Below are 15,720 nucleotides of genomic sequence, written 5' to 3'. Positions count from 1 at the left end.
ACGATGCCCCTCTTCCCGCTGGGCACCGTGCTGCTGCCCGGGGCGCCGCTCCCGCTGCACATCTTCGAACCCCGCTACCGGCAGATGACGATCGACCTGGTCACCGGGGCGGTCCCCGGCAAGCAGTTCGGGGTGGTCGCGGTCCGTGAGGGCTGGGGTCCCGACGACGGGGTGGCGGGGCTGCACGAGATCGGCTGCACCGCCGCGCTCCGCGAGGTCCGGCGCCTGCCCGACGGCCGGTTCGACATGCTGACCACCGGCGACCGCCGGTTCCGCCTCCTCGAGATCGACGCGACGTCGTCGCCGTACCTGACCGCGACCGTCGAGTGGGTCCCCGACCTGCAGGGCGACGACCCCGCCGAGCTCGAGCCGCTCGAGCGCGCCGCCCGCGCGGCCCACCGGCGCTACTGCACCACGGCCTGGAGCTACCGGCGCGACGCCGACCGGGACCTCGCCGCCGGCCTCGAGGACACCGACGTCGACGACGTCGACGAGCCCGACGGCGACGAGGCCGACGCGGACGCCGCGGCGCCGCCGGTGTCGGTCGAGGAGACCGACGTCGACGTCACGGTGCTCCCGCACGTGCTCGCCGCGGACTGCCTCCTCCCGCTCGCCGACCGCCAGGAGCTGCTCGAGCAGACCTGTCCCAAGGCGCGCCTTGAGCTGGTCTCGCACGCCATGAGCCGGGAGGCGACCCTGCTCGGGCGCCTGGGCGCGGTGTGGGCGCCGACGGCGAAGTTCGCGGTGCCCTCCAGCGACAACTGACCCGCGCTCACTCGCCGGCGGGGACCTCCGGGCGGGCCATGTCGTCCTCGCCGAGCGCGATCGCGCAGAGCAGGTAGGCGAGCACGGCGCCGACGCCGGCGGCGAGCACCGTCCAGAAGGAGCCGAGCGTGGCCGGCAGCGTCGAGAGCGTGGCGGGGACCGGCGGGCCGGCCGCGGCGCTCCCGGACGCCTCGGCCCGGTCGAGCAGCACCCCGATGGAGCTCCGGTCGGTCAACGGGCCGACCAGTCGGGTGCCGACGAACGCGGCGACCCACGCCCCGGCCGTCGTCGCGATGCCGACCCCGAGGAGGGTCACGGGCCCCCGCCGCGCGACCCGGCGCCAGGCGAGGACGCCGACGACCACGCCGTACGCCGCGGCGAGCAGGAAGAAGATCGCGGTGGCGTCGAAGACGTGGTCGGACTCGGCCGCGAGCGGGGAGCTGGCGCCGGACGCCGTCGTCACGATCGCCTGTCCGGGGGCCACGAACGCCCAGAGCAGTCCGAGGACGACGCCGGCGAGGACGACGGCGACCATGGTCACGAGCGTCGGACGGAGGTCGTCGAGCAGCTCGGCGCGCGCCAGCAGGCCGCGCGGCTCCTCCCGGACGAACTCCTCGGCGGCCGGTTCGGGTGTCACCGCTGCGCCGCGTTCGTCGTCTCGCCGTGGCGGCTGCAGCGCGCGGTCCAGCCCATCGGATCGACCTGCACGACCATCCGTCGGCCGCACTCCGGGCAGTACCGCGGCGGGTCGATCGCCGACAACCGCGCCCGGCAGTGCTCGTGGTCGCCGGACGCGGCCTCGCCGCCGCAGAAGGAGCAGAACATCAGAGGGTGTCGTTCAGCGCCTTGATCGGCATCTTGAGGGTGTCCAGCATCTCGAGGTCCTGCTCGGCCGGCCGCCCGAGGTTCGTCAGGTAGTTCCCGACGATGATCGCGTTGATCCCGCCCAGCATCCCCTGCTCCGCGCCGAAGTCGCCCAGGGTCAGCTCCCGGCCGCCGGCGAAGCGCAGCACCGTCTTGGGCATCGCGAGCCGGAACGCCGCGATCGTCATCAGCGCGTCCGGGCCCTGCGGCACCTCCAGGTGCGCGAACGGCGTGCCCGGGTTCGGGATCAGGAAGTTCATCGGGACCTCGTCGGGCTCGAGCTCCGCGAGCTGCACGGCGAACTCCGCGCGCTGCTCGAGGGTCTCCCCCATCCCGACGATGCCCCCGCAGCAGACCTCCATGCCCGCCGCCCGCACCATCTGCAGGGTCTCCCAGCGCTCCTCCCAGGTGTGGGTCGTGACGACCTCCGGGAAGTGGCTGCGCGCGGTCTCCAGGTTGTGGTTGTAGCGGTGCACGCCCATCGCGGCCAGCCGGTCGACCTGGTCCTGGGTCAGCATCCCCAGCGAGCACGCGACGTTGATGTCGACCTCGGCGCGGATCGCCGCGACCCCGACCCGGATCTGCTCCATGAGCTTCTCGTCCGGCCCACGCACCGCCGCGACGATGCAGAACTCCGTCGCGCCCGTCTTCGCGGTCTGCTTCGCGGCCTCGACCAGACGGTCCTTGTCCAGCCACGCCGCGCGCACCGGCGAGTCGAACAGCCCCGACTGGGAGCAGAAGTGGCAGTCCTCCGGGCACCCGCCGGTCTTCAGGCTCACGATGCCCTCGACCTCGACGTCCGGACCGCACCAGCGCATCCGCACCTCGTGGGCCAGCGCCAACGCCTCGGTCAACCGCTCCGCCGGCAACCGCAGCACCTCGAGCACCTGCGCCTCGGAGAGCCCCTCGCCACGCTCGAGGACCTGCTCGCGGGCGACGGCCAGGATGTCGGTCCCGCCCGTGGCGCCGGTCGCGGTGTCGGTGCTCGCCGTCGTCACGCGGTCGCTCCTATGCGTCGGGGGTCGAACGGTCCGGAGTCTGCCTCACCGGTCAGCCCTGACTCCACTGCCCACCCAGGAGGGGATGCAGGCCACACCGGGCGGCGGCCTCGAAGCGGTCCGTCGACGCGCCGCCGAGGTCCGCCGGCAGGACACCGAGCAGCGGTGCGCCGGTCACGGCGGGGAGGTCGTCGAGGTTGGTGCGCTCGGCGAGGTCGGGCTCCTGCGGGTAGGCCCCGACGACGGTCCCGACCAGTTCCCTCCCGCGCCGGCCGAGGGCCTCCGCGGTCAGCGCGGCGGAGTTCAGCACGCCGAGCCCGGCGGTGGCGACGAGCAGGACCGGGAGGTCGAGGTCCGCGAGGGTCTCGCCGTCGTCGTTCAGGCGCACCAGCAGTCCGCCGGCACCCTCGACGAGGACGAGGTCGGCGTCGTCGATCCCGGCGAGTGCCTTCTCGATGTCCGCGACGTGCAGGGGCGGGAGGCCCGAGCGGCGTGCGGCCGTCGCCGGCGCGAGGGGCTCCGGGTAGCGGGCGAGCTCGAGGGTCCGCACGCGGTGGGAGGTGAGCCGCTCGACGTCGGCGAGGTCGCCGGGCTCCCCCGGCCCGATCCCGGTCTGCGCGGGCTTCACGACGACGACCCGTTCCCCGGCCGCCGCCGCCAGCGCGGCCACGGCCGCCGTCACGACGGTCTTCCCGACGCCGGTCCCGGTCCCCGTGACGATCATCGTGCGCACGGGTAGCGAGCGTAGGCGCCGGGTGCGCGTGTCGAGCGAAGGCGCCCCTCGGTCGGTAGAGCCGACTGTGGGCGCCCACGGCCGGTACGGCGCCGCACCGGCGATGGGCGCCCCCGGCCCGTCCAGCCGACCGAAGGGGCCCTTCGCTCGACCTCACGGGGCCCGACGTGGACTCGCGGCGTAGCCGGCATCGGCGAGCCAGGCTCGCGCGCGGCCCCGTCGGCGCTCCTCGGAGAAGCCGTGCCATCGTGCGCGCTCGTCGTCCCATAGGCGGTCCTTGAAGCGACGGAAGGCACCCCGGCCCTCGATGGCGATCTCCAGCCGATCGCGCCGTCCGGGGTCATCGAGAGTGCTGATGAAGTCCTGCATGTCGCGGTAGGAGGCCCGGGACCCGAGGCACGGGACCTCCAGCCACTCCCGGTCCTCGCCGTCGTCCTCGTCGGCCGCCTGGTCCATCAGGAAGTCGTCGAAGATCGGCCAGACCTCCCCGGTGCCGAGGTCGATCCGTCCGCCCGGACTCGTCGGGTCTCCCTCAAGGACATCGGCGAGTTGTTCGAGGTCGATCGTGAGGGGACGGAGCATCGGGGACGGTGCCCGGCCGAGTCGCGCCTCGATCTGATCGGCGAGCTCGGCGTCCCCCTCCCGGTCGCGCTCGCGCAGCATCTCGACCCAGCGCTCGGCCAGCTCCGCCGCGCCTCCCACACGCTGCACGAGGGCCAGGAGCAGTCCGTCGCCGCCGATCTGCAGGTACTCCCACGGGTCGAGGCGGCCGAGAACGGAGACCACCGTCTCTCCGTCCCCGCGGTACGTGGCACCCCTCAGCGCGGGACGCGGGTCCTCGTCCTCCATGCGGGCGAGTGTGTCGTCCCCGTCCCCGCGTGCGGGAGGGGCGCCGGGCTCGTCGTCAGCGAAGATCTCGTCCGACGGAGCGGACCGATCGGTCCCCGCCCCCCTTCGCTCGTCGGAACGAGATCTTGTGGGACGGATCTCGAGCGAAGGGGCCCTCCGCTCGATAGAACCGGCGGTGGGCGCCCACGGCCGGGTCGACGCCGCACGGGCGATGGGCGCCCCTGGCCCGTCCAGCCGACCGAAGGGGCCCTTCGCTCGGATCGGAGGGCGGCGCTACAGCCAGTTCCGCACGCGCACGGCGTTCGGGTCGGGCGCCGGGCGCTCGGCGGCCTCGACGTCCGGGCGGGCGGTCCCGTCCACGTCGTGCACGGCGCCGCAGCAGTGGCAGCGCAGGTAGTCGGAGGCCTCGGTCAGCGGGCGACGGCAGCGGCCACAGTGCCAGAGCCGGAACGCCTGAGGGCTGTCCGTGACGGTCACGACGATCTCCTCCACATCGATTCAGAAGCTCGGGCGCCAGGATGCCACCCCGGGCACGGCACCGCTGCTCCGGGACCCGCCCACGATCGGGCCGAGCACGTCGTGCAGGACGCGGTCGACCAGGGCGAGGTCGTCGCCGGACAGGTCGGCCCGGGCGGTCAGCCGCAGCCGGGACGTGCCCTCGGGGACCGACGGCGGGCGGAAGCAGCCGGCGCGGAGCCCGGCGGCCGCGCAGGCGTCCCGGGCGGCGACGGCGAGCTCCGGCTCGCCGAGGACGACCGGCACCATCGCGGCGGTGGGCTCGGGGACGCCGAGCGTCGGGGCCGCCGAGCGCGCGGAGGCCGCGATGGACGCCGCCGCGGCGTGCAGGGCGGCGACCCGGTCCGGCTCGGCCCGGAGCACCCCGAGCGCGGTCAGCGCGGCGCCCGCGCACCCGGGCGCCAGGCCGGTGTCGAAGATGAACGACCGGGCGGCGTCCACGAGGTGCGCGACCACCGCCGCCGACCCCAGCACCACCCCGCCCTGCGACCCCAGCGACTTGGAGAGCGTCGCCGTCGTCACGACGTCCGGCTCCCCCGCCAGGCCGGCCTCGCTCACGAGCCCGGCGCCGCCGGGACCGCGCACACCCAGCCCGTGCGCGTCGTCGACCAGGAGGATCGCGCCGCGCGCCCGGCACACGGCGTGCAGCTCGGCCAGCGGCGCGAGCCCGCCGTCCACGGAGTCCACGCCGTCGGTGACGACGAGCCGGCGTCGCTCGTCCGCCTCGGCGAGCACCGCGTCGACATCGGCCGGGCGGGAGCACCGCGAGACGACGACCCGCGCCCGGGACAGCCGGGCCGCGTCCACCAGCGAGGCGTGCGCCGCCACGTCGCTGACCACCACCGCACCGCGGCCCGACAGCGCCGTCACCGCGCCGAGGTTGGCGGTGTAGCCGCTGGAGAACACGAGGGCGGCCGGGGCGCCGACCAGGTCGGCCAGGTCCTCCTCGAGGTCGGCGTGCAGCCGGGTCGAGCCGGTGACCAGCCGCGACCCGGTGGACCCGGCCCCCCACGTCCGGGTCGCCGCCACGGCGCCCTCGACCACACGCGGGTCGCGGGCCAGCCCGAGGTAGTCGTTGGACGCGAGGTCGACCAGGGGCTCGACGACGTCGCGCGGGGTGATCGTCCGGCGCAGGCCCGCCTGCCGGCGGGCCCGCGCCGTCTCGTCCAGCCACCCGAGGGGTTCGTCCACGGGCGGACAGCCTAGGTCCGCGCCCCGTCCGGGTCGGCCACCGGGAACGCGGTGGTCGTCGGCTCGGCCGGGGTCGACGAGGCCCCCGCGCCGAGGCGGTCGGTCGAGGCCGGGACGAACCGGTCGCCGTCGAGGACGTACATCCGCGCGGTCGCGATGTCGAAGAACAGGCCCACCAGGCGGACCCGGCCTTCGTCGACCGCCGCGGCGACTCCGGGGTGCCGCGCCAGCCGGTCCAGCTGGACGGCGACGTTGACCATCGCGAGCTGGTCGACGTCGCCCCACCCGCCGGCGCGGGCGTGCTCGCCGACCGGGTGCCCGCCGCGGTTGCGGGACGTCGACTCCGCGGCGCCGCCGAGCCACCGACCCAGCGAGGTGTCGGCGTCGACCTCGCGGGACACGGCCTGCATGGCGCCGCACCCGGAGTGGCCGCAGACCACCATCGTGGGCACGTGCAGGGTGTCCAGCGCGTACTCCACGGTCGCGCCCACCGAGTCGTCCGCCCCGCCGCCGACCGGCGCGAGGTTGCCGACGTTGCGGACCGTGAACAGGTCGCCGGGTCCGGAGGACGTGATCACGTTGGGCACGACCCGCGAGTCGCTGCAGGTGAGGAACCAGGCGTGCGGGGCCTGGCCGTCGGCCAGGTCGGACAGGTACGGGGCGACCAGCCCGGCGGCCCGCCGGTGGTACTCGCGCAGCCCCGTGAGGATCGGGTCGGCGTCGTCGGAGTGCTCGTGACCGTCGTCCTCGGAGTGGCCGTGCCCCCAGCCCTGGCCGTAGGTGGCGTCGTGCTGCGCCTGCCACACCGACCACGGCGAGAGGAAGCGCGGCACCGGCCCCGGACGGCGGTCGCCGGGACCGCCCGCGGTGGACTCCCGGCGCGCGACCAGGCCCATCGTCCCGACCTCGTCGATGCGCACCGTGCCGCCCGCGAGCCGGTGGCGCTCCTCCCACTCGGAGAGGTGGTCGTAGGCGGCGTGGTCCAGGTAGTCGGTGACGAGGTCCACGACGACGTCCGCGCCCTCGGGGATCTGCGCGAGGCGGCGCGACAGGCGCGGCACCGAGAGGAAGCACAGCGCGCCCTCGACGACGACGTGCCAGGTCCCGCCCTCCGAGCGCGGCTCCTGCACCTCGATCGACGCCCAGACGACGCGGCGCAGCACCATGAGCAGCGCGAGGCCGAGGCCGATGAGCACGCCGGTGAGCAGGTCGATGAAGACCACGCCGAGGATCGTCACGACGTAGACCGGGAACTCGCCGTGGCGGTGCAGCTCGCGCATGTGCCCGACGTTGACGAGCTTGGCGCCGATGTGGACCAGGAGCCCGGCGAGGACCGCCATCGGGATCTGCTCGACGAGGCCGAGCAGGGCGACCGAGAAGACGACGATCCAGACGCCGTGCAGGATCGCGGAGACGCGGCTGCGGGCGCCTGCGGCGGCATTGGTCGAGCTGCGGACGATGACGCCGGTGATGGGCAGTCCGCCCAGCAGGCCGGAGAGGGTGTTGCCCGCGCCCTGCCCGACGAGTTCGCGGTCGAGGTTCGTCGACGGCGTGCCGGGACGCATCCGCTCGACGGCGACCGCGGAGAGCAGGCTCTCGATCGAGGCGATGATCGCGACGGTGAAGACGCCGACGATCACGCCGCCGATCTCGGAGGTCGGCAGGATCGGCAGCGAGATCGCGTCGAGCACCGAGCCGCCCACCTCGACGCGGACCACGGGCAGGGCGAGGACGACCGCGACGACGGTCAGGGCGACCACGGCGAGCAGCGGCGCGGGGATGCCCTTGATCCACGCGGGCGTCGCCTTCGGCAGCCTCGGCCAGGCCAGCAGGATCGCGATGACGGCGAGCCCGAGCATCGTCGCCGGCCCGTGCGCGGAGATCAGCTGACCGGGCAGGGCCAGGACGTTGGCCAGCGCGTCGTCCTGCTGCTCGCCGCCGAGGACGACGTGCAGCTGGCCGAGCACGATCGTCACGCCGATCCCGGCGAGCATCCCGTGCACGACGGCGGGTGAGATCGCGAGCGCGGCCCGGCCGACCTTCGTGAAGCCGAAGACGATCTGGAGCAGCCCGGCGGCGACCGTGATCGCGCAGGTCACGCCCCAGCCGAAGCGGTTGACCAGGTCGGCGACGATCACCGTCAGGCCGGCGGCCGGCCCGCTGACCTGCAGCGCGGAGCCGCCGAGCGCGCCGGCGACGATGCCGCCGACGGCGGCGGCGATCAGGCCCGCGGTCAGCGGGGCGTCGGAGGCGACCGCGATGCCCAACGAGAGCGGCACGGCGACCAGGAAGACGACCAGCGACGCGGGCAGGTCGTAGCGGATGTTCTCGCGCAGGCTCGTCAGGGCCGCGGAGAGAGGGGGAGCGGGAGCGCTCATGGGCGTGTACGTCCTCCGGACGGATCGTCTCGGCCACGCGCGTCCCTCCAGCCTCCTTGCTGGGGGACGTCTGGCCCGGGGCGGTCCGAGCGGTCTGCGTCTCTCGCCGTCGGCATCGACGTCGACAGCGGCAGTCGTCTCGGCTGTCACTGCGTGTGAAGTTCTCAGGGGGACATCCGGAGCGAACCGGACATCGCGACCCCTGCAGTGTGCCGGGAACCGGTCGCGCACAACCCGGTTCACGTGACGTTCACGTGACTCCCGGTACCGGCAACCGCCGTTCGACCCGTCGAGGTGCCGGGTGGGGCGACCCGGAGCGGGGAGATGATCACGCAGGGGTGCCGCTGATCCGTTCGGCCGCGTGGGCCAGGTCGCACCGTTGCCCCGTTGAGGTGAATCCACCCGTCTCCGGCGCGTGCGGGGAGGGTGCACCGGCCCGAGCCCGCCCCGACATGTCGGGCACACATGGCTCACACATCGGTGTCATCCGGCGATCGCGGCGGCCACGACCCCCTCGGCGATGCGCGCCACGTCCTCGGGCGGGCAGACGAACGGCGGCATGGTGTAGATCAGGTTCCGGAACGGCCGCAGCCACACGCCGTGACGCTCCGCAGCCGCCTGCGCGGCCGGCACGTCGACGTCGTGGTCGAGCTCGACCACGCCGATGGCCCCCAGCACGCGGACGTCCCGCACGCCCGGGAGCGCCCGGGCCGGGTCGAGGCCCGTCGTCAGGACCTCTCCGATCGCGGCGACCTCGCCGCGCCAGTCCCGGCGCAGCAGCTCGCGCACGCTGGCGAGCGCGACGCGGGCGGCCAGCGGGTTCCCCATGAACGTCGGGCCGTGCATCAGCCCTCCCCCGCCGCGCTCGTCGCTCACCGCCGCCGCGACCCTCGAGGTGCACAGGGCCGCGGCCATCGTCAGGTAGCCGCCGGTCAGGGCCTTGCCCACGCACATCACGTCCGGCGCGACCCCGGCGTGGTCGGCCGCGAACAGTTCCCCGGTGCGCCCGAAGCCGGTGGCGATCTCGTCGAACACGAGGACCAGGTCGTGCCGGTCGGCGATCTCGCGCAGCGCCGCCAGGTGGCGCGGCGAGTGGAAGCGCATCCCGCCCGCGCCCTGCACGACGGGCTCGACGACGATGCCCGCCAGCTCGTCGGCGTGTGCCTCGGCGAGGGCGGCGAGGTGCTCGTCGTAGGCGGCGTCGTAGGGCCCGTCGTGGGCCGCCGGCGGGGCGTCCGCGAACACCTGCTGCGGCAGGAAGCCCTGCCAGAGCGCGTGCATCCCGCCGTCGGGATCGCACACGCTCATCGCGGCGAAGGTGTCGCCGTGGTAGCCGCCGCGCCAGGTCAGCATGCGGGTGCGACCGGGGCGGCCGTGCGCGCGCTGGTACTGCAGGCACATCTTCACCGCGACCTCGATGGAGATCGACCCGGAGTCGGCGAGGAACACGTGCTGGAGGGGCTCGGGGGTGATGTCGACGAGCGTGGTCGCGAGCTCGACGGCGGGATGGTGGGTCAGGCCACCGAACATGACGTGGCTGAAGTCGTCGGCGTGCAGGGCCGCGTCCAGCGCCGGGTGCCGGTAGCCGTGCACCGCCGCCCACCAGGAGCTCATGCCGTCGACCAGCTCCCGGCCGTCCGCGAGGGTCAGGCGCACGCCCCGGGCGTCGGTGACGACGAGCGGCTCCGAGCGCCCCGGCATGGGGCCGTACGGGTGCCAGACGTGCCGGCGGTCCAGGGCGCTCAGGGTTGACACGGTCGCACGCTAGCCGCTCACCTACGATCACTCCCCATGGCGGCGGGGGCGGGCGAGGCGTTCTCCCGCCGTCGTGAGGTCGCGGCCACCAGCGCGCGGTCGCTGCTGCTCACGGTGCTCGGCGAGTTCCTGCTGCCGGCCGGGGAGCCGGTGTGGACGCAGACCCTGCTGGACGCGCTGGGCGGCGTGGGCGTCGAGGAGAAGTCCGCCCGGCAGGCCCTGGCGCGGACCGCGGCCGACGAGGTGGTCGTCTCGGAGCGTTCCGGACGACGGGTGCGGTGGTCGCTGACGGCCTCGGGCCGCCGGCTGCTCTCCGAGGGCGCGGCGCGGATCTACGCGCACGGCACCCGCAGCGAGCCGTGGGACGGGCAGTGGCTGGTGCTCGTCGTCAGCGTCCCCGAGGCCCAGCGGGCGCTGCGCCACCAGCTGCGCACCCAGTTGGCCTGGGCCGGTCTCGGCTCGCCGGCGCCGGGGGTCTGGGTGTGCCCGGACGCGTCGCGGGTCGCGGAGGCGCACCGGGCGTTGGCGGGCGTCGGCCTGGACGGGTCCGCGCTCGTGGTCGTCGGCGGCACCCACGGCGGGCTCTCCGACGCGGAATTGGTCGCGCAGGCCTGGGATCTCCGTGAGCTCGAGGGGCGCTACGCCGGGTTCGTCGAACAGTTCGCGGAGCTCGCGCCGGAGCCGGACGACGTGCTGGCGGCACAGGTCCGGCTGGTCGACGCCTGGCGGCGCTTCCCGTTCCTGGACCCGCAGCTGCCCGCCGAGCTCCTGCCCGCGGACTGGGTGGGTGCGCGGGCGGCCGAGGTGTTCCACTCCCGGCACGAGCGGTGGGCGCCGGGCGCGCAGGCGGCGTTCGCGGCGTTGTCGGGCTGACCGGCCGGGCGTCAGCAATGGTCCGTTCCTGACGCCTGACGTCCGAAGGGCGCCACTCGCGCAGCCCCCGCGCCGGGAATCAGAGCCCGGGGAAGACCCGCGCGGCGTTCCCGCCGAGGACGGCGTCGGCGAGGTGCCCGGGCAGGCCGAGGTCGCGGATCGCGGCGACGTTGCGCGCCGGGCTCGCGGCCGGCGAGTCCGTGCCGAAGATCGACTTCGCGGCGATCCGCTCCATGCCGAAGGCGGCGTAGTAGGTCGGCAACCGTTTCGGGGGCAGGCCGGCGAGGTCGAGCCAGACGTTCTCGCGGGTCAGCGCCAGCGAGGCCGCGGCGTCATAGCTCCAGCCGCGGCCGCCGTGGGCGAGGATCACGACCAGCTCGGGGAAGTCGCGCATCACGTCGTCCATGAGCACCGGGTCGCCGTGCCGCGACGTCGCGCCCGGGAAGAACGACGGCCCGGTGTGGACGATCACCGGGATCCCACGCTCGGCGCAGCGGGCGTAGGCGGGGTAGAGCTCCCGGTCGTTCGGGGCGACGCCGGCGTGCACCGGATGGATCTTGAGGGCGACGGCGCCGAGGTCCAGCTGCCGGTCGAGCTCCCGGGCGACCGGGTGGTGCACGTGCGGGTTGACGTTCGCGACGATGCGGAAGCGCTGCGGGTCGTGCTCGACGACCGGCAGCACGTCCTCGATCGTCTGCCAGCCCGTGGCCTTCGGGCTGTACTCGCAGAACATCAGCACGCGGTCGACGCCCTCGTCGGCGAAGTACCCGCTGACCCGCGCCGGGATCGGCGCACCGTCGTCGTCGTACATCGCCGCCCAGGCCGCGGCGTCGCCCGCCGGCCCGATCCACGTCTCCCACGACACCTTCAGCCGGGCGAGGTGGGCGACGTGGACGTGGGCGTCGACGATCACCGCACGGACGCTAGTCGAACAGGTCCGGGTCGGTGCGCACGATCTCGTCCCAGATCGGCTGGAAGGAGAACCAGCCCGCGTACTCCGTGCCGGTCTGCTCGGCGGAGAACTTCGCGTTGACGTGGTCGATCTGCGTCGGCGTCCCGGCGGCCTCGGCGAGCAGCTGGGCCTGGCAGTTGCGCTCGGTGTTGATGAACCACCACGCCGCCTCGGCGACCGTCTTCCCCACGCTGAAGATGCCGTGGTTCTGGTGGAACACCATCTTGCGGCCGGTGAGCCCGGTGGCCAGCGCCCGCCCGACCTCCGGGTCCAGCACCACCGCGCCGCGCCCCTCGGTCACGACGCCGTGCTGCTCGTAGAGCGTGCAGGCGTCCTGCGTGATCGGGTCGAGCGGGCGGCCGAGCGAGCTCCACGCCTTGCCGTACACCGAGTGCGCGTGCGCCGCCGCGACGACCTCGGGATGCGCGGCGTGCACCGCCGAGTGGATGACGAACCCGGCCTGGTTGACCGGCCGGTCCCCGTGCACGACGTCGCCCTCGTGGTTCACCGCGATCAGGTCCGAGACCCGGATGTGCCGGAAGCTCATGCCGAACGGGTTGACCCAGAACATGTGCGGGTCCTCGGGGTCGCGGACCGTGATGTGCCCGGCGATCCCCTCCCCGAAGCCGAACCGGCCGAACACCCGGAACGCCCCGGCGAGCTGCTGCTTGCGGTGCAGCCGCTCCTCCTCCACCGTCGCGAACCGCGGTGGTTGCGGCATCGCGATGTGGCCCTGGGCGGGCATCGCGTCGTCGGAGCTGGGGCGGTCCTGCGTCGGTGCGGCCATCCCCCGACGGTGCGCCGCGTCACTGCCGGGGTCAAGGGAATGATGGCGTCATGCCCGCACCTGGCGTCCCGCTCGAGAAGCTCGGGTTCCTCACGATCGGCACCTTCGACGGTGACGACCCCCGTCCCGGCCACGAGAGCCTCCTCCAGGAGATCGTCCTGGCCGAGGAGCTCGGCTTCGACTCGGTCTGGCTGCGCCACCGCCACCTCCAGCACGGCGTCTCCTCCCCCGTCACGGTGCTCGCGGCCGCCTCCCAGCGCACCTCGCGGATCGAGTTCGGCACTGCCGTCACGCCCCTGGGCTGGGAGAACCCGCTGCGCTACGCCGAGGACCTCGGCACCCTCGACGTCCTCTCCGGCGGCCGCATGAACCCGGGCCTCTCGGTCGGGCCGCCCGGGCACTTCGACGACGTCAAGGGCTCGCTGTACCCGGACACCGCGGACGCCGAGGACTTCACCTACACCCGCGTCGAGCGCCTGCTGCACCTCCTGCGCGGCGAGCCCGCCAGCTCGTTCTCCGGCACGGAGGGCATCGAGGTCTTCTCCGACCACGTCCAGCCGCACTCCCCCGGCCTGGCCGACCGCGTCTGGTTCGGCGCGGCCAGCGACCGGTCCGCGATCTGGGCCGGTGGGCAGGGCCTGAACCTGCTGACGTCGTCGGTCGTGCGGGTGGGCGAGGGCGAGGAGCCGGACTTCGCCGCGATCCAGTCCGGCACCATCCGGACCTACCGGCAGGCCCTTCCCGACGGTGCCCCGGGCCGGGTCTCGCAGGGGCTCGTCGTCATCCCGACCGACACCGCCACCGACGAGCAGCGCGCGAGGTACGCGGCCTACGTGGAGGGCCGGACGCCCCGGACGTCGTCGCCGCAGGGGCCCGGCCGGCTGCTGTTCGCCCGCGACATCCTCGGGACCTCGGAGGAGATCGCGGAGGCCCTGTACGCGCACGCGGCCTTCCGCGAGGTGAGCGAGGTGGTCTTCGCGCTGCCGTTCGGGTTCGCCCACTCCGACTACGTGCAGATCCTGACCGACATGGCCACCCGGCTCGGACCTGCCCTGGGGTGGTCCGCCGGGGCATGATCTCGGCATGCCACCTCCCGGTGTCCCCCTGGAGCGCCAGGGGTTCCTGACCCTCGGCACCTACGACGGCGCCGACCCCGCCCCCGGGCACGAGTACCTGCTGCGCGAGATCGTCCTCGGCGAGGAGCTCGGGTTCGACTCCGTGTGGCTGCGGCACCGCCACTTCCAGTCCGGGATCTCCTCGCCGATCGCGATCCTCGCGGCCGCGTCGCAGCGCACCTCGCGCATCGAGTTCGGCACCGCCGTGACGCCGCTGGGCTGGGAGAACCCGCTGCGCTACGCCGAGGACCTCGGGACGGTCGACGTGCTGTCCGGCGGGCGGATGAACCCGGGGCTGAGCGTCGGCCCACCCATCCACTGGGACGACGTCAAGGCCGGTCTCTACCCGGACACCGCCGAGGTCGAGGACCTCTCCTACACCCGCGTGTCCCGCCTGCTCGCCATGCTGCGCGGCGAGCCCGCGAGCTCCTTCTCCGGCGTCGACGGCATCGAGTCGTTCTCCGACTTCGTCCAGCCGCAGTCCCCCGGCCTCGCCGACCGCGTCTGGTACGGCGGCGGGAGCCGTCGCTCGGTGCGCTGGGCCGGGGAACAGGGGCTCGCCATGCTCACCAGCAACGTCATCCAGTCCGAGGGGCACGACCTCGGTGACGACGCGTCCCGGGTCTTCGCCGACATCCAGCGCGAGCAGATCGAGCTGTTCCGCTCCGTGCACCCGCTCGGCACGGCCGCCCGGGTCTCCCAGGGCCTCGTCGTCATCCCGACCGACTCCGCGACCGCCGACCAGAGGTCGCGCTACGCGGCCTACGTCGAGCACCGCACCCCGCGGACCGCGGTCGCGCACGGACCCCGGCAGATGCTGTTCGCCCGCGACCTGGTGGGCAGCTCCGAGGAGATCGCCGAGGCGCTCTACGCGAACCCGGCGTTCCGCGAGGTCCGCGAGGTCGTGTGGGCCCTGCCGTTCACCTTCGAGCACGACGACTACGTCCAGATCCTCACCGACATGGCCACGAAGCTCGGCCCCGCCCTGGGATGGTCGCCACGATGACGGTGCACGTGGAGCACGACGGTGCCGTCACCACGGTGACGATCGACCGCCCGGAGCGACGCAACGCCGTCGACGGCCCGACCGCGCTCGCCCTCGCGGACGCCTTCCGGGCGTTCGAGGCCGACGGTTCCGCGTCCGTGGCCGTGCTGCACGGCGCCGGCGGCGTGTTCTGCGCCGGGGCCGACCTGACCGCCGTCGGGACCTCGTCGGGCAACCGCACCGACCCCGACGGCGACGGCCCGATGGGCCCGACCCGGCTGCGCCTGTCCAAGCCGGTGATCGCGGCGGTCTCGGGTCACGCGGTGGCCGGGGGGCTGGAGCTGGCGCTGTGGTGCGACCTGCGCGTCGTGGACGAGACCGCCGTGTTCGGCGTGTTCTGCCGCCGGTGGGGCGTGCCGCTGATCGACGGCGGGACGGTCCGGCTGCCGCGGTTGATCGGCGCGAGCCGGGCCATGGACCTCGTCCTGACCGGCCGGCCGGTGGACGCGGCGGAGGCGTCGGCCATCGGGCTGGCGAACCGGGTCGTGCCGGCCGGCGAGGCGCTGTCGGCGGCGCAGGCCCTCGCCCGCGACCTCGCGGCGTTCCCGCAGGTCTGCCTGCGCGCCGACCGAGCGTCGGTGCTCGGGCAGCAGGGCCTCGACGAGGAGTCCGCGCTCGCGGCCGAGTTCTCGGGTGGGCTCGCGGCGCTGATGGCCGAGGGGGTCCCGGGCGCGGCCCGCTTCGCTGCGGGCGCCGGCCGGCACGGGACCTTCGACACCTCGGGCTGAGACCGCGAGTGCTACATCAGGCAGGTCCGGGGCGTCGGGAACCTGCCCCGTGCAGCTCTCGCGACCCGCTCAGCGCCTCATCGTCCCGTCGCGATGAATCCCGACGACAGGGCGCCCATCGCTACCTTGTCGCGGGGATCCTGCGTCCGCCCGCCGCCCTGTCGCTGGGAA

The 15,720-nt window shown here is 74.3% G+C and carries 16 protein-coding genes; 5 read left to right on the top strand and 11 right to left on the bottom strand.

Annotated features, from left to right (window positions below):
- Positions 1-3 precede the first annotated feature (3 nt).
- Entirely contained in the window at positions 4-765 is a 762-nt protein-coding gene (locus WCD74_RS28120) for an LON peptidase substrate-binding domain-containing protein (RefSeq protein WP_337698269.1), read from the top strand.
- Between the two features lie 7 nt (positions 766-772).
- Here WCD74_RS28120 and WCD74_RS28115 read toward each other — a convergent pair whose 3' ends face one another.
- The 9 genes from WCD74_RS28115 to WCD74_RS28075 form a co-directional block, all read right to left on the bottom strand.
- Positions 773-1,402 (bottom strand): DUF2567 domain-containing protein, encoded by a 630-nt coding sequence (locus tag WCD74_RS28115; RefSeq protein WP_337698232.1) that lies wholly within the window; start codon positions 1,400-1,402, stop codon positions 773-775.
- Complete coding sequence (gene bsaP / locus WCD74_RS28110; RefSeq protein WP_337698231.1) at positions 1,399-1,590, bottom strand: biotin synthase auxiliary protein BsaP; 192 nt, start codon at positions 1,588-1,590, stop codon at positions 1,399-1,401. The genes WCD74_RS28115 and bsaP overlap by 4 nt, the downstream gene beginning before the upstream one ends.
- Positions 1,590-2,627, bottom strand: a complete 1,038-nt coding sequence (gene bioB / locus WCD74_RS28105) for a biotin synthase BioB (RefSeq protein ID WP_337698230.1) — start codon at positions 2,625-2,627, stop codon at positions 1,590-1,592. The genes bsaP and bioB overlap by 1 nt, the downstream gene beginning before the upstream one ends.
- A 52-nt stretch (positions 2,628-2,679) precedes the next feature.
- Complete coding sequence (bioD, locus tag WCD74_RS28100; RefSeq protein WP_337698229.1) at positions 2,680-3,360, bottom strand: dethiobiotin synthase; 681 nt, start codon at positions 3,358-3,360, stop codon at positions 2,680-2,682.
- A 153-nt stretch (positions 3,361-3,513) separates the two neighbouring features.
- Complete coding sequence (locus WCD74_RS28095; protein ID WP_337698227.1) at positions 3,514-4,146, bottom strand: UPF0158 family protein; 633 nt, start codon at positions 4,144-4,146, stop codon at positions 3,514-3,516.
- Between the two features lie 336 nt (positions 4,147-4,482).
- Positions 4,483-4,686 (bottom strand): hypothetical protein, encoded by a 204-nt coding sequence (locus WCD74_RS28090; RefSeq protein WP_337698226.1) that lies wholly within the window; start codon positions 4,684-4,686, stop codon positions 4,483-4,485.
- A 21-nt stretch (positions 4,687-4,707) separates the two neighbouring features.
- Complete coding sequence (locus WCD74_RS28085) at positions 4,708-5,916, bottom strand: 8-amino-7-oxononanoate synthase (protein WP_337698225.1); 1,209 nt, start codon at positions 5,914-5,916, stop codon at positions 4,708-4,710.
- 11 nt (positions 5,917-5,927) lie between these two features.
- Entirely contained in the window at positions 5,928-8,294 is a 2,367-nt protein-coding gene (locus WCD74_RS28080; RefSeq protein ID WP_337698224.1) for a SulP family inorganic anion transporter, read from the bottom strand.
- A 483-nt stretch (positions 8,295-8,777) separates the two neighbouring features.
- The gene (locus WCD74_RS28075; protein ID WP_337698223.1) at positions 8,778-10,049 is read right to left on the bottom strand and encodes an adenosylmethionine--8-amino-7-oxononanoate transaminase; all 1,272 of its coding nucleotides are present in this window, start codon (positions 10,047-10,049) and stop codon (positions 8,778-8,780) included.
- Between the two features lie 36 nt (positions 10,050-10,085).
- Here WCD74_RS28075 and WCD74_RS28070 point away from each other — a divergent pair, with 36 nt between their 5' ends.
- Positions 10,086-10,922 (top strand): PaaX family transcriptional regulator, encoded by an 837-nt coding sequence (locus WCD74_RS28070; protein WP_337698222.1) that lies wholly within the window; start codon positions 10,086-10,088, stop codon positions 10,920-10,922.
- Between the two features lie 79 nt (positions 10,923-11,001).
- Here the strand turns inward: WCD74_RS28070 and WCD74_RS28065 are convergent, their stop codons facing one another.
- Positions 11,002-11,835 carry an amidohydrolase family protein gene (locus tag WCD74_RS28065; RefSeq protein WP_337698221.1) on the bottom strand — a complete coding sequence of 278 codons (834 nt, stop codon included), beginning with the start codon at positions 11,833-11,835 and terminating at the stop codon, positions 11,002-11,004.
- A 10-nt stretch (positions 11,836-11,845) separates the two neighbouring features.
- Positions 11,846-12,661: a class II aldolase/adducin family protein gene (locus WCD74_RS28060; protein ID WP_337698220.1), complete on the bottom strand. Its 816-nt coding sequence runs from the start codon at positions 12,659-12,661 to the stop codon at positions 11,846-11,848.
- Between the two features lie 50 nt (positions 12,662-12,711).
- Between WCD74_RS28060 and WCD74_RS28055 the strand changes: the two genes are divergently transcribed.
- The 3 genes from WCD74_RS28055 to WCD74_RS28045 are packed head-to-tail and all read left to right on the top strand — an operon-like array spanning position 12,712 to position 15,549.
- Positions 12,712-13,737 carry an LLM class flavin-dependent oxidoreductase gene (locus WCD74_RS28055; RefSeq protein ID WP_337698219.1) on the top strand — a complete coding sequence of 342 codons (1,026 nt, stop codon included), beginning with the start codon at positions 12,712-12,714 and terminating at the stop codon, positions 13,735-13,737.
- A 7-nt stretch (positions 13,738-13,744) separates the two neighbouring features.
- Entirely contained in the window at positions 13,745-14,782 is a 1,038-nt protein-coding gene (locus WCD74_RS28050; RefSeq protein WP_337698218.1) for an LLM class flavin-dependent oxidoreductase, read from the top strand.
- Complete coding sequence (locus tag WCD74_RS28045) at positions 14,779-15,549, top strand: crotonase/enoyl-CoA hydratase family protein (RefSeq protein WP_337698217.1); 771 nt, start codon at positions 14,779-14,781, stop codon at positions 15,547-15,549. Before WCD74_RS28050 ends, WCD74_RS28045 begins: the two co-directional genes overlap by 4 nt.
- Positions 15,550-15,720 lie beyond the last annotated feature (171 nt).

It is taken from the genome of Actinomycetospora aurantiaca, assembly GCF_037401875.1.
GTDB classification, from domain to species: domain Bacteria; phylum Actinomycetota; class Actinomycetes; order Mycobacteriales; family Pseudonocardiaceae; genus Actinomycetospora; species Actinomycetospora aurantiaca.
The sequence above is the reverse complement of the archived record's forward strand: the minus strand, read 5'-3'. Positions and strand labels throughout refer to the sequence as shown.

Bases quoted from the DNA above. Each gene is read 5' to 3' on its own strand.
- WCD74_RS28120 (WP_337698269.1), top strand. From the start codon at position 4: ATGCCCCTCTTCCCGCTGGGCACCGTGCTGCTGCCCGGGGCGCCGCTC.
- bsaP (WP_337698231.1), bottom strand. From the start codon at position 1,590: ATGTTCTGCTCCTTCTGCGGCGGCGAGGCCGCGTCCGGCGACCACGAG.
- WCD74_RS28080 (WP_337698224.1), bottom strand. From the start codon at position 8,294: ATGAGCGCTCCCGCTCCCCCTCTCTCCGCGGCCCTGACGAGCCTGCGC.
- WCD74_RS28070 (WP_337698222.1), top strand. From the start codon at position 10,086: ATGGCGGCGGGGGCGGGCGAGGCGTTCTCCCGCCGTCGTGAGGTCGCG.
- WCD74_RS28060 (WP_337698220.1), bottom strand. From the start codon at position 12,661: ATGGCCGCACCGACGCAGGACCGCCCCAGCTCCGACGACGCGATGCCC.
- WCD74_RS28055 (WP_337698219.1), top strand. From the start codon at position 12,712: ATGCCCGCACCTGGCGTCCCGCTCGAGAAGCTCGGGTTCCTCACGATC.
- WCD74_RS28050 (WP_337698218.1), top strand. From the start codon at position 13,745: ATGCCACCTCCCGGTGTCCCCCTGGAGCGCCAGGGGTTCCTGACCCTC.
- WCD74_RS28045 (WP_337698217.1), top strand. From the start codon at position 14,779: ATGACGGTGCACGTGGAGCACGACGGTGCCGTCACCACGGTGACGATC.